At 69.3% G+C, this 12676-nt stretch carries 12 protein-coding genes; 1 reads left to right on the top strand and 11 read right to left on the bottom strand.

Annotation, left to right across the window (positions count from 1 at the left end):
* Positions 1-48: 48 nt before the first annotated feature.
* Positions 49-840 (top strand): TetR/AcrR family transcriptional regulator, encoded by a 792-nt coding sequence (locus tag ACZYVJ_RS19520; RefSeq protein ID WP_463832527.1) that lies wholly within the window; start codon positions 49-51, stop codon positions 838-840.
* Between the two features lie 2 nt (positions 841-842).
* Here ACZYVJ_RS19520 and ACZYVJ_RS19515 read toward each other — a convergent pair whose 3' ends face one another.
* From ACZYVJ_RS19515 to ACZYVJ_RS19465, 11 genes are all read right to left on the bottom strand, one after another.
* On the bottom strand, positions 843-2360 hold the full coding sequence (locus ACZYVJ_RS19515) for an adenylate/guanylate cyclase domain-containing protein (protein WP_463832526.1): 1518 nt from the start codon (positions 2358-2360) through the stop codon (positions 843-845).
* 54 nt (positions 2361-2414) lie between these two features.
* Positions 2415-4034 carry a chaperonin GroEL gene (gene groL / locus ACZYVJ_RS19510; RefSeq protein ID WP_463832525.1) on the bottom strand — a complete coding sequence of 540 codons (1620 nt, stop codon included), beginning with the start codon at positions 4032-4034 and terminating at the stop codon, positions 2415-2417.
* Between the two features lie 80 nt (positions 4035-4114).
* On the bottom strand, positions 4115-4417 hold the full coding sequence (groES, locus tag ACZYVJ_RS19505) for a co-chaperone GroES (protein ID WP_007773431.1): 303 nt from the start codon (positions 4415-4417) through the stop codon (positions 4115-4117).
* 249 nt (positions 4418-4666) lie between these two features.
* Positions 4667-5692, bottom strand: coding sequence for a tRNA (adenosine(37)-N6)-threonylcarbamoyltransferase complex transferase subunit TsaD (gene tsaD, locus ACZYVJ_RS19500; protein ID WP_463832524.1), 1026 nt, complete (start codon positions 5690-5692; stop codon positions 4667-4669).
* The gene (rimI, locus tag ACZYVJ_RS19495) at positions 5689-6180 is read right to left on the bottom strand and encodes a ribosomal protein S18-alanine N-acetyltransferase (protein WP_463832523.1); all 492 of its coding nucleotides are present in this window, start codon (positions 6178-6180) and stop codon (positions 5689-5691) included. Before rimI ends, tsaD begins: the two co-directional genes overlap by 4 nt.
* Positions 6177-6800 carry a tRNA (adenosine(37)-N6)-threonylcarbamoyltransferase complex dimerization subunit type 1 TsaB gene (tsaB, locus tag ACZYVJ_RS19490; RefSeq protein WP_463832522.1) on the bottom strand — a complete coding sequence of 208 codons (624 nt, stop codon included), beginning with the start codon at positions 6798-6800 and terminating at the stop codon, positions 6177-6179. The genes rimI and tsaB overlap by 4 nt, the downstream gene beginning before the upstream one ends.
* Entirely contained in the window at positions 6797-7294 is a 498-nt protein-coding gene (gene tsaE, locus ACZYVJ_RS19485) for a tRNA (adenosine(37)-N6)-threonylcarbamoyltransferase complex ATPase subunit type 1 TsaE (protein WP_463832521.1), read from the bottom strand. Before tsaE ends, tsaB begins: the two co-directional genes overlap by 4 nt.
* Positions 7287-8336 carry an alpha/beta fold hydrolase gene (locus ACZYVJ_RS19480; protein WP_463833066.1) on the bottom strand — a complete coding sequence of 350 codons (1050 nt, stop codon included), beginning with the start codon at positions 8334-8336 and terminating at the stop codon, positions 7287-7289. The genes tsaE and ACZYVJ_RS19480 overlap by 8 nt, the downstream gene beginning before the upstream one ends.
* A 52-nt stretch (positions 8337-8388) precedes the next feature.
* Positions 8389-9555 carry an alanine racemase gene (alr, locus tag ACZYVJ_RS19475; protein ID WP_463832520.1) on the bottom strand — a complete coding sequence of 389 codons (1167 nt, stop codon included), beginning with the start codon at positions 9553-9555 and terminating at the stop codon, positions 8389-8391.
* 189 nt (positions 9556-9744) lie between these two features.
* Positions 9745-11127 carry a glutamate decarboxylase gene (locus tag ACZYVJ_RS19470; protein WP_463832518.1) on the bottom strand — a complete coding sequence of 461 codons (1383 nt, stop codon included), beginning with the start codon at positions 11125-11127 and terminating at the stop codon, positions 9745-9747.
* 14 nt (positions 11128-11141) lie between these two features.
* On the bottom strand, positions 11142-12563 hold the full coding sequence (locus ACZYVJ_RS19465) for an NAD(P)H-hydrate dehydratase (RefSeq protein ID WP_463832517.1): 1422 nt from the start codon (positions 12561-12563) through the stop codon (positions 11142-11144).
* Positions 12564-12676 lie beyond the last annotated feature (113 nt).

Here is a 12676-nt window from a genome sequence, read left to right as displayed (position 1 = left end):
GATTGCAGACTACATCAAGTAACGTATCACGATGGCCAGGGAGGCGGAATGGCTCGACACGTGTCGACGCCACAAGTGGTTCAGGCCGCGCTACGCGTCGCGAAAAGGCTGGGTAAAGATGTGGCCGACGTTCCCGTCGCATCAATCGCCGTGGAGGCAGGGATCTCGCGCAGCACCCTGTTGCGCCGCTTCGGCGGCTCACGCACCGCCCTGAATGCCGCCATTCGTGCCGCCGGAGTCGACCCTGGCGGGCTGCCCCCCGTCCGTATCCGGGCGGTGGCTGCCGCCGCATCGTTGATCGGTGAATCCGGGCTCGCCGCAACAACGCTGGAAGCCGTCGCGGCCCGCGCGGGCTGCTCGGTCTACAGCCTCCACGCGGTGTTCGGCGGGCGCGACGAGCTGATGCGCGCGGTGTTCGAGCAGCACAGCCCGATCCGCGACATCGAGGAATACCTCGAGCGTCCCGTCGGCGACCTGTCGGAGAGGGTGCGCGGTTTCTACCGGACAGTGGCGAGCGCGCTGGGCAGAGAACCCCGAGTGGCCCCGGCGATATTCGCCGAGGCCTTCGCACGGCCGACCAGCCCCGCCGTGCAATCGCTGGCGTCCTACGGCCCCCCGCGGATGCTCGCTGTCCTCGGCCGCTGGTTCGAAGCCGAGATACGTGCCGGGCGCATCCGCGAGTTGCCGATGCCGTTACTGGCCCAACAACTGCTGGGGCCCATCATGATTCACGTGTTGACCCGACCGGCTTTGCCGAATGTCCCCGCGTGGTCGCCGCCCGACATCGACACCGTCTGCGACGTCTTCGCCGACGCGTTCGTGCGTGCCGTCGCGACGTAGCGTCAGCTGAGGCGATGTGGGCGCGCCGGGCCGATGCCGAAGACCTGTACCTCGGCCGACTTGCCCTTGAGGGCGTGAAATCCCCTGTCCATCAGGCTTATTGGTCGATCACTCAGCGCGTCGACGGTCTGTCGAGTGAGAAGGATCGCATCACCGGTGGACTTGGTGAGCTGTTCGACGCGGGCGGCGACGTTGACGGCGTCACCGATAAGCGTGAATTCGAGTTTGCTTCCGCCGCCGATGGTCCCGGCGATCACCTTGCCGGTGTTGATGCCGATGCCGATGCGAAGCTCACCGCCGAATCGCTCAGCCACACGGCGGTGAATCAGCACAGCGGTATTCACCGCCGCGTCGGCGTGATTCGCCAGTTCGTTCGGGGCACCGAAGACCGCCAAGGCGCCGTCACCAAGGAATTTGTTCACATGCCCACCGGCATCGACGACGGCCGGCACCGCGATTTCGAATAGGGCGTTGAGACGCGCAACCGTATCCTCCGCACTATTCGCCTCGGCGAACGGGGTGAAGTCGCGGATGTCGACGAACATCACCGTCACCTCACGGCGCTCGCCGGTGAAGACGTCGTCACCCTGCTCGAGCAGCCGTGCCGCCAGGGCCGGGTCGACGTAGGTCCCGAACGCGGCCTGAAGTCGTTGCCGCTCAGTCAGACCCGCCTGCATGCGGTTGAACGACGCCGCCAGCGCGCCGAGGTCGTCGTCCTGCACCACCGGCAGGCGTTGACTGAAATCACCGGCCGCAACGCGCTCGGTTCCTGCGGCGAGATCGCGAATGGGTTGCAGCAGTGGCGAATACCCGGCCCAGAGCGACGGTCCGATTACGAGCACCAGTACGCCACCGATCACCATGGCGAGGGCGGGTCCGTGCCTGGCCACGTCTAACACAGCTCCCAGAATCGCGCCCGCGACGGCAAAGGCGAACCCCACCGCAAGCATGGCCGCGTTGGTCCACGTGGCGAACGCCGGGCGAGAGCGAGGCAGTGAATCGCCGACCTCCGTATCCGAGGCGATCGCGGCCCTGGCGGGCCGCAAGGTTGATTCGACGTAGCTGTGCACCGTGATCAGCTGGCCTGCAGTTCCGGCAACGGCGCCCAGAATCGCGTACTGGATGAGCCGCGACCCGCTCGCTCCGGCGATCATCCCAACACCCACGAACAGCGCAGCGACCGAAACAAAGGTGACCACCACCCCCCTGGCAATCAGCTTCCGGCCAAAGCTGTAGGTGGCGCGCAGTGCGCTCTCTCGATCAACGCCGTCGCCAGCGGCCCACCGCTCGATGATGCGGGGATCCCTTCCGCCGGGAACTACGACCACAAACAGGTACGCGAGCACGGCGACCACGGTCAAGGCGGCCGCCTCGGTGTAGTGATCAGACCTCTCGAAAGCGACAATGCCCAACGACCAGGCGAGATAAACCGGGAGTGCCAGGGCAAGCGTGAGCGCCCAGCATGCCCACGAATACCTGGTTTTGTACCGGTCCCACGCCGCTTGCCAGATGCGATCCATGCCGATAACGAAACACCCCCGGGGATAAACCCGGGGGTGTTTCGTCGGCACTACCTAGTGGTGATGGTGATGACCGTGACCGTGGTCGTCCGCCTCCGCGGCGGGCTTCTCGACGATCGCCGTCTCGGTGGTCAGCACCATCCGGGCCACCGACGCCGCGTTGAGCACCGCCGAGCGGGTGACCTTGACCGGGTCGATGACGCCGTCGGCGATCAGGTCGCCGTAGGTCAGCTTGTCCGCGTTCAGGCCGTGGCCGTTGGGCAGCTCGGTCACCTTGTGCACCGCGACCGCGCCGTCGAGCCCGGCGTTGGTGGCGATCCAGTACAGCGGCGCGGCCAACGCCTCGGAGAAGACGCTGACGCCCAGCGCCTGATCGCCGCTCAGGGATTTGCGGAGCTTTTCCAGCGCCTTGCGGGTCTGCAGCAGCGCCGAGCCGCCGCCCGCGACGATGCCCTCCTCGACCGCAGCCTTGGCCGCGGCGACGGCGTCTTCGACGCTTTCCTTGCGCTCCTTGAGCGCGGTCTCGGTCGCCGCGCCCACCTGGATCACGGCCACGCCGCCGGCCAGCTTGGCCAGCCGCTCCTGCAGCTTCTCCCGGTCCCAGTCGGAGTCGCTCGCCTCGATCTCGGCGCGCAGCTGCTTGATGCGGTTGGCCACCGCATCCTTGGGGCCGCCGCCGTCGACGATGACGGTGTCGTCCTTGCTGACCACCACGCGTCGGGCCGAGCCCAGCACGTCCGTGCCGACCTCGCGCAGCAGCAGGCCCGCGTCGGGGTTGATCACCTGGCCGCCGGTCACCACCGCGAGGTCCTCCAGGAACGCCTTGCGGCGGTCACCGAAGAACGGCGCCTTTACCGCGACGGCCTTGAGCGTCTTGCGGATGGAGTTGACGACCAGGGTCGCCAGCGCCTCGCCCTCGATGTCCTCGGCGATGATCAGCAGCGGCTTGCCCGATTCGGCGACCTTCTCCAGCAGGGGCAGCAGGTCGGGCAGCGAGCTGATCTTGTCCTGGTGCAGCAGGATCACCGGGTCGTCCAGCACGGCCTGCTGGGCGTCGAAGTCGGTGACGAAATACGCCGACAGGAAGCCCTTGTCGAACCCGACGCCCTCGGTGAATTCGAGCTCGGTGCTCAGCGTCGAGGATTCTTCGACGCTCACCACGCCGTCGGTGCCGACCTTGGTCATCGCCTCGCCGACCAGCTCACCCAGCAGCTGGTCGCGCGAGGACACGGTCGCCACCTGCGCGATCGCCTCCTTGCCGGAGACCGGGGTGGCCGCCTTCAGCAGCGCCTCGGACACCGCGTCGGCGGCCTTGCTGATCCCCGCTCCGAGTTCGATGGGGTTGGCGCCGGCCGCGACCAGCCGCAGGCCGCCCTTGACCAGCGCCTGCGCCAGCACGGTCGCGGTCGTGGTGCCGTCGCCCGCGACGTCGTTGGTCTTGGTCGCCACCGACTTCACCAGCTGGGCGCCCAGGTTCTCGAACGGGTCTTCCAGGTCGATCTCACGCGCGACGGTCACGCCGTCGTTGGTGACCGTCGGGCCGCCGAATGCCTTGGCCAGCACCACATGCCGACCGCGGGGACCGAGCGTCACCCGCACCGCGTCGGCGAGCGTGTTCACGCCCGCCTCGATGGCGCGACGTGCTGTCTCGTCGTACTCAATGATCTTGCTCATCAGGCTCCTTCAGCCAAACGCATGCCGCCCCGGAAATCACCCGCGCAGGACGCGGGGATCCCCGGGGCGGAACACGGTTATTACTTGGAGACGACAGCCAGCACGTCGCGTGCCGACAGGATCAGGTACTCCTCGCCGCCGTACTTGATCTCGGTGCCGCCGTACTTGCTGTAGATGACGGTGTCGCCTTCCGAGACGTCCAGCGGGATGCGCTTCGCGCCGTCTTCGTCCCACCGGCCGGGGCCGACTGCGACGACGGTGCCTTCCTGCGGCTTCTCCTTGGCGGTGTCAGGAATGACCAGACCAGACGCGGTCGTGGTCTCGGCCTCGTTGGCCTGCACGAGAATCTTGTCCTCGAGTGGCTTGATCTTCACCTTCGCCACGATTGGAGCCCTCCAGTGTTTGGGTCGGGTCCGGGACATCCCCGGACCGGAGTTGACGGCCGGCACGGGTTGACCCCGAACCGTCCGAGTTATCAGGTGTTCGGCATCCGTCCGTGCCCGAGCGCCGTCGTCGCGGGTGCCGACACAGGGCTTGGCCGATTGCCACCTAGCACTCTATACATGCGAGTGCTAGCACTCAAGGGCGCCCTGCTGCTTCTTCCCCGTTGGGGTGTCCGCGCTCAGCGAACGTCAGTTCACCTGCGCTTTTACCACCGGCAGCCCCGGGTCGCTGGGCGCGTCCAGCGGTGAGGGGGCCGCCCCGGCGGCCACCAGGTGCGCGGCGAAGGCCGCGATCATCGCCCCGTTGTCGGTGCACAGCCGCGGCCTGGGGATCCGCAGCGTCAGCCCGGCCGCCGTGCAGCGCTGCTCCGCCAGTCCGCGCAACCGCGAATTCGCGGCAACTCCCCCGGCGATCAGCAGGGTCTGCACGCCCAGCGCGGTGGCGGCGCGCACCGCCTTTTTGGTCAGCACGTCGGCGACGGCTTCCTGGAACCCGGCGGCGATGTCGGCGTTGACGGCGTCCGGGTTGCTTTCCAGATAGCGCGCGACGGCCGTCTTCAGCCCGGAGAAGCTGAACGCGTACGGGTCGTCGCGCGGCCCGGTCATGCCGCGTGGGAAGGCAGTGGCTTTGGGGTCTCCGGTGCGGGCGAGCTCGTCGAGCACCCTGCCGCCCGGGTAGCCCAGCCCGAGCAGCCGCGCCACCTTGTCGTAGGCCTCGCCGGCGGCGTCGTCGACGGTGCTGCCCAGCTCGACGATCGGCTCGCCGAGCGAGCGCACGTGCAACAGGTGGGTGTGGCCGCCGGAGACCAGCAGCGCCACACACTCGGGCAGCGGCCCGTGCTCGTAGACGTCGGCGGCCAGGTGCCCGCCCAAGTGGTTCACCGCGTAGAAGGGCACGTCCCAGGCGGCCGAATACGCTTTGGCCGCAGCGATTCCCACCAGCAGGGCACCGGCCAGCCCGGGCCCGATGGTGGCCGCGACGACGTCGGGCTTGTCCAGGCCGGCGGTCGACAGCGCGCGGCGCATGGCGGGGCCCAACGCCTCCAGGTGCGCGCGTGAGGCGATCTCGGGTACCACGCCGCCGAACCGCACGTGTTCGTCGACGCTGGACGCCACCTCGTCGGCCAGCAGCGTCACGGTACCGTCGGCGTCCAGTCGTGCGATGCCGACTCCCGTTTCATCGCAAGAGGTTTCGATCGCCAGGATGGTCTTCACAGGGCTCCCCCGCAAGCGGGAGGTGCCCCCACCCGCCGCATCGTGTACGCGTCGGCGCCACTGACGCGGTAGTAGCGGCGGCGCAGACCGATCTGCTCGAACCCGACGCTGGTATACAGCCCGATCGCCGGCGCATTGTCGGTGCGGACCTCCAGGTACACCGCACCGCCGTCGGCGAAGGTCAGCAGCTCGTCGAGCAGCCGGCGTCCGATGCCCCGGCCCTGGTGTGCGGGATCCACGCCGATGGTGTGCACTTCGTACTCGTAGGGCGGGTTGCGGCCCAGCCGCGAGATACCGGCGTAGCCGACCAGCGTCTCGCCGATCCGTGCGCCCACGTAATGGTTGTGCGCACTGGTCAATTCGCGGTGGAAAGCCGCCGCGGGCCAGGGATCGTCGCCGTCGAAGAGCTGCGCCTCCAGCTCGGCGCAGCGCTGCGCGTCGGCCCGGGTCAGGCCGCCGACGGTGACGGCCTCGTTGTGGGCGGTCATTGGCGTGCCGCCAACGGTTTGGCGTCGGGCCGACGCAGATACAGGGCCACCAACGGCTCGGATGCGACGGACCAATCCGGCACCGCCGCAACCAATCCCGCCGGTGTAGGGCAGCTGGGCTCGCGCACCGGCAGGCCGAACAGGCCGGCGTGGTCGGGTGAGCCGGCGACGGCCGCGGCGGTACCCGGGTCGACGTCGGCCGGGGCGCTGACCGCGGGACCGTGGGTGCGCACGCCGTCGCGGTAGCGGGCCCAGTAGACCTCGCGGCGGCGGGCGTCGGTGACCACCAACGCGTCCCCGGTGGTTTGCACGCCGATGGCGTCCAGGCTGCACACGCCGCGCACTGGGATGCCCAACGCATGACCGTAGGCGGCGGCGGTGGCCATCCCGGCCCGCAGGCCGGTGAACGGGCCCGGGCCGCAGCCCACCACGACGGCGTCCAGGTCGGCCATCGTCAGCCCCGCATCGGCCAGGGCCGCAACGACATTCGGAGTGAGCCGTTCAGCGTGGGCCCGCGGGTCGACGGTGACCCGCTCGGCCAGCACGCTCAGATCCGCACGGCGCACCAGGCCGGCCGTCACCGCCGGGGTGGAGGTGTCGAGGGCAAGGATGATGCTCATGAATGGTCCTCGGTGTCGGCGTTGTCGGCCCATTGCCAGGTCGCGATCCGGACGTCGGATCCGGTGACGCGCTCCAGCCGGATGTCCAGATGACGCTCGGCGAGCCGCTCGACCAGGCCCTCGCCCCATTCCACCACGACCACAGCGTCGTCGAGATCGCTGTCCAAGTCCAGCGAATCGAGTTCACCGAGCAGGTCTGCGCCCTGGTTGCCGGTGTGGTCGAGCAGCCGGTACATGTCGACGTGAATCATGGTCGGGGCGCCGGGGCGCCGGGGCGGATGCACCCGCGCCAACACGTAGGACGGTGAGGTGACCGGCCCGTCGACATCCATTGCCGCGGCAATTCCCTTGGCCAGCACGGTCTTTCCGGCTCCGAGCGGACCGGACAGCACCACCACGTCACCCGCCCGCAGGTGTTGCCCCAGCCGCGACCCCAGCGCCATGGTGTCCTCGACGCGCTCCAGCGTCGCGGTGCCGCCATTGACCTTAACCACGACGCCGCAACCTTTCTCGCATCCGTCGTATCCGCAGCGCCGCCCTGGTCGGGGTGGCCCGCCTGACCAGTCGGACCAGTCCGCCGTTGATGGCGTCGGGCTTGTCCAGCAGCGCCAGGTGGCTGGCCCCGGCGACGATCACCAGCTCGGACTGCGGCAGGCTGGCGGCCATCTTTCGTGAATACTCGTCCGGGGTGAGCAGGTCGTGGTCCCCGCAGGCGATCAGCGTCGGAACGCGCAGCAGCGTCCACAGCCCGGCGGTTTCGTCATGCTTTTCCAGCGCGTCGAGGAAGCCCACCATGGTGGGGATCGGGGTGCTGTTCATCATCCGCTGCGAGAATGCGTCCAGGCTGCGGCTGACCTGCAGGTCGCTGTAGGAGGCGGCCCGTAACACCGGGCCGATCAACGAGCGGGACACGTTGCGGCCGCGGTGCATCAGCTTCGGCGCAGACCGGGCTGCGACCCGGACCGCTTCCAGCGCAGGGTTTTTCAGGATCTCGCCGAGCGGTGATCTCGAAACGCCCTCGGCCGCCGAGGAAATCAGCGCGGCGCCCACGATGCGGCGCCCGTACTGCTCGGGGAACTGGCGGGCATGGGACAACACCGTCATGCCGCCCATCGAATGGCCCACCAGCACGATCATTCCGCGCGGCACCACCACGTTCAGCACCGTCTGCAGGTCCCGACCGAGCTGGGTCAGCGTGTAGGTTTCGGGGTCGGCCTCGCCGGACCTGCCGTGCCCGCGCTGGTCGTAGAAGACCATCCGCACGTCGGGGCCCAACTGATCGGGCAACCGCGTGCGCTGAAAATGAAAGGCGCCCATCTGCAAGCAGAATCCGTGGATGAACACCAAGGTCAGCGGCGCGTCGGCCGGGCCGGCCTCGCGGACCGCCAGCGGTATCCCGTCGGGGGTGGCCACCACCAGGCTGGCGTCGTCCTCGAGCCGATTGAAATCCTCATGGGCGTAGGGGTCTTCGACCATGGCGCGCTGGGTCATCGACCGGCGGGCGGAGGCTCCGATGATGGTGGCGACGGCGGTCACCCCCGCGCCTCCCGCAAGCCAGGCCCTGCCCTTGCGGCGCCTGCGGGATTCCTCACGACTCAACGGTTTGCGCCTCGCGGTAGGTCCTGGTGATCCGCCCGCGGGGGCTGGTCACCACTTCGTAGTGGATGGTGCCGAGCAGATCGGCCCAGTCCTGCGCGGTGGGCTCACCACTGGTGCCCGGCCCGAACAGGATCGCCTCGTCGCCCTCGGCCACGTCGGTGCGGCCCGGGCCGAGGTCGACGACGAACTGGTCCATGCAGATCCGCCCGACGCCCGGCCGCCGCCTGCCGTTGATCAACACCTCCAGCCGGCCGCCCAGCGACCGGAAGACGCCGTCGGCGTAGCCGACCGGGATCAGCGCGAGGTTGGTGTCGTGCTGCGCGGTCCAGGTGTGGCCATAGGACACGCTCTCCCCCGCACGAATCGACTTCACCAGCGCCACACTGCATTTCACCGTCATCGCCGGCACCAGACCCATGTCGCCGCGCTCGGGGACCGGACTCAGTCCGTATACCGCGACGCCCGGGCGCACCATGTCGAAGGCCAGGTCGGGACGCGACATGGTGGCCGATGAGTTCGACAGGTGCGCCACGTCGAACCGCACACCCTGATCGCGCGCCTGGGCCAGCATGTCGCTGAATCGTTGGGCCTGAAGGTTATTCACGGGATTGGCGGGCTGGTCGGCGTACACCATGTGCGACATCAGGCCCCGCAGCACGATGGCCTCCTCGGCGGCGGCCTTACGCAGCGCGGTCAGCATCGCGGGGTATTGCCCCGGCGGTACCCCATTGCGGTTCAGCCCGGTGTCGACCTTGACGGTCACCGTCGCGGTCCGGCCGGTGCGGCGGGCCGCGTCCAACAGCTCGTTGAGCTGACGCTCCGACGACACGGCGATCTGGACGTCGGCCAGCAGCGCGGGCCCGAAGTCGATGCCGGGCGGGTGCAGCCAGGCCAGCACCGGCGCGGTGATTCCGGCCGCGCGCAGCGCCAGCCCCTCGGCGACGGTGGCCACACCCAGCTCGGTGGCCCCCGCCGCCAGCGCGGCGCGCGCCGTCTGGGAAGCTCCGTGCCCGTAGCCGTCGGCCTTGACCACGGCCATCACCTGCGCGCCGACGGCCTGCTCGCACAGCAGCCGCACGTTGTGCTCAATCGCGCCCAGGTCGACCAGGGCCTCGGCGAGGACGCCCGGCGTCAGGGATATCGGCGTAACGGCCAAGGAAGTTGCGCTCCACTCGTGTGTCTGTCAGTTCGCAGCAGCCATTGTCCCAGAACCGGTCGGACACACCGTTCGCCGACGGCGGGCGGACCGCACACAGCCGGGCTCGCGTCGCCGCAGTGGTCACAGCCGCCACATGCGCCCCGGCCGCGGGTGGACGGTGTGACTAAACCCGGCCGACGGGCCCGCTCAGTGCGCGAAGTGCTCGGCGCTGTAGTGACCGCCCGGCTTGAGCTTGTCCAGCGAGGCCAGCGCGGTGCGGGCGTCGTCGTGCAGGGCCCGGGCCAGGTCGGCGGACAAGCCCTCGCGCACCACGATGCGCAGCACCGAGATGTCGGTGGCGTTGTCGGGCATGGTGTAGGCGGGCACCTGCCAACCGAAGGTCCGCAGCTCGTGGGAGACGTCGAACTCGGTGTAGCCCAGACCGCGCTGCAGCCGGAAGCTGACCACCGGGATCGCCGAGCCGTCGGAGATCAGGTCGCAGTGGTCCCCGACCCGCAGCTGCTCACCCAGCCAGCGCGCGGTTGACGACAGCGTCTGCATGACCTGCGTGTAGCCCTCGCGGCCCAGCCGCAGGAAGTTGTAGTACTGGCCGACGACCTGGTTGCCGGGGCGGGAGAAGTTCAGCGTGAAGGTCGGCATGTCGCCGCCCAGATAATTCACATGGAACACCAGATCCTCGGGCAGGTACTCCTTGCTGCGCCACACCACGAACCCGACGCCCGGGTAGGTCAGCCCGTACTTGTGGCCGCTGACGTTGATCGAGACCACCCGGGGCAGCCGGAAGTCCCACTTCACCTCGGGGTGCAGGAACGGCACCACGAACCCCCCGCTGGCGGCGTCTACGTGGACCGGGACGTCCACCCCGCCACCGGCCGCCAGCTTGTCCAGCGCCGCACAGATCTCGGCGACGGGCTCCAACTCACCGGTGTAGGTGGTGCCCAGGATCGCCACCACACCGATGGTGTCCTCGTCGACGGCATCGACAACCTGCTCCGGCGTGATGACGTAGCGCCCCTCCTCCATCGGCAGGTAGCGCGGTTCGACGTCGAAGTAGCGGCAGAACTTCTCCCATACCACCTGGACGTTGGAGCCCATCACCATGTTCGGGGTGCGGCCCTTCCAGTCCTTGCCGACCTTCTCGCGCCACCGCCACTTCATCGCCAGACCGCCCAGCATCACGGCCTCGCTGGACCCGATCGTGGACACGCCGCAGGCGCTGGACGGGTCGTCGTCGCGCAGGCCTTCGGCATGGAATAGGTCGGCGACCATATTTACGCAGCGCTGTTCGATGGCCGCGGTCGCCGGATACTCGTCTTTGTCGATCATGTTCTTGTCGAACGTCTCGGCCATCAGCTTTCCGGCCTCGGGATCCATCCACGTCGTCACGAACGTGGCCAGGTTGAGCCGCGAGCTGCCGTCGAGCATCAGCTCGTCGTGGATGAAGCGGTATGCCGCGTCGGGGTCCATCGACTCGTCGGGCATCCGCAACGCCGGTATGGGCGCGGTGAACAGGCGACCGGTATAGGCGGGCGCAATCGAATGGGCGGGCAGGGATGGGTGGTGGGGCACTGGGAGAATCCTTCCTAGAGGGCGGCCAGAGCCGCCCGGATGTGCGGCACCATGCGCGATGCCGAGGTGGGCGCTTTGCCCGGGCCGGGATCGGCGGCGGACAACGCCGCCGCCCGCGCGTGCACGAACGCGGCCGCCGCGGCCGCCTCGACCGGCGGCAGGCCCGACGCCAGCAGCGCGCCGATCATGCCGGACAACACGTCACCGGAGCCGGCGGTGGCCGCCCAGGACTGCCCCGCCGGATTGAGGTACACCGGGCCGCCCGGGTCGGCGATGACCGTGACGTTGCCCTTGAGCAGCACCGTGGCGCCGAACGCGTCCGCCAGCCTGCGGCACGCACCCACCCGGTCATCACCGGGCGGATTACCCGCCAGCCGGGCGAATTCACCGGCGTGCGGAGTAAGCACCGTCGGCGCGGTGCGGTTGGCCACCAGCTCGGGATGGGCCGCCACGATGGTCAGCCCGTCGGCGTCCACGATCACCGGCAGGTCTGTTTCCAGCGCGAACCACAGCGCCGCTGCCCCGACGTCGTCGGTGCCCAACCCCGGCCCGACGACCCAGGACTGCACGCGCCCGGCCGCCGCGGGGGTGGGCGAGGCGATCACCTCGGGCCACACCGCCAGCACCTCGCGGTGCGCGCTGCCGGCGTAGCGAACCATGCCGGAGGTCGCCGCGACGGCGGCGCCGGTGCACAGCACGGCCGCACCCGGATACGTCGACGAGCCGGCCATCACGCCGGTGACGCCCTGGGTGTACTTGTCGTCGTGCGGCCCGGGCACCGGCCAGCGGGCGGCCACGTCGGCCGCTTCGAACCCCAACAGCTCGGTCTCGGGCAGGCTCAGCCCGATGTCGATCAGCTTGACCCGCCCGCAGTCGCCCAGCGCGTGCACGGGTTTGAGCCCACCGAAGGTGACGGTCAGCGCCGCGTGCACCGCGGGGCCGGTGATCGCCCCCGTTGCCGCGTCGATGCCGCTGGGAATGTCGACGGCGATCACCGGGATTCTCGCGTCGTCGACCGCGGCGAACACCTCGGCCGCCGCGGGTCGCAGCGCCCCGGAGCCGGAGATGCCCACCACGCCATCGATGACGAGATCGGTTGTCGGCGAAACACTTTCGACGATACGACCGCCTGCCTGCCGAAACGCCGCCAGCCCCTTGCGGTGGGTGCGCTCCGGGTTGAGCAGGATCGCGTCGGCGGCCGCACCGCGGCGACGCAGGAAGGTGGCTGCCCACAGCGCGTCACCGCCGTTGTCTCCGGAGCCGACGACCGCGCACACACGTCGCCCGGTTACCCCGCCGGTGCGGGCGGCTAACTCGCCGATGATCTCGGTGGCCAGCCCATAGGCGGCGCGCCGCATCAGCGCACCGTCGGGCAGGCTGGCCAGCAGTGGCGCCTCGGCCTGGCGGATCGCGTCTACGGAATAGTAATGCCGCATCAGAGTCAGATTACGTGGCAGCGTCGCGGTGCACAGCCGCGCTCGCCCCACCGGCACGCACCGCGGCCGGCATCGTCGCGGAGTGGCTTGGCGCCCAGGGTCTTTCGGTGCCG

Source organism: Mycobacterium sp. IDUB_3 (assembly GCF_055419585.1).
This window is presented reverse-complemented; position numbering and strand designations above follow the sequence as displayed.

Bases quoted from the DNA above. Each gene is read 5' to 3' on its own strand.
- tsaB (WP_463832522.1), bottom strand. From the start codon at position 6,800: ATGAGCATCATCCTTGCCCTCGACACCTCCACCCCGGCGGTGACGGCC.
- ACZYVJ_RS19520 (WP_463832527.1), top strand. From the start codon at position 49: ATGGCTCGACACGTGTCGACGCCACAAGTGGTTCAGGCCGCGCTACGC.
- groL (WP_463832525.1), bottom strand. From the start codon at position 4,034: ATGAGCAAGATCATTGAGTACGACGAGACAGCACGTCGCGCCATCGAG.
- ACZYVJ_RS19465 (WP_463832517.1), bottom strand. From the start codon at position 12,563: ATGCGGCATTACTATTCCGTAGACGCGATCCGCCAGGCCGAGGCGCCA.
- rimI (WP_463832523.1), bottom strand. From the start codon at position 6,180: ATGACCGCCCACAACGAGGCCGTCACCGTCGGCGGCCTGACCCGGGCC.
- ACZYVJ_RS19515 (WP_463832526.1), bottom strand. From the start codon at position 2,360: ATGGATCGCATCTGGCAAGCGGCGTGGGACCGGTACAAAACCAGGTAT.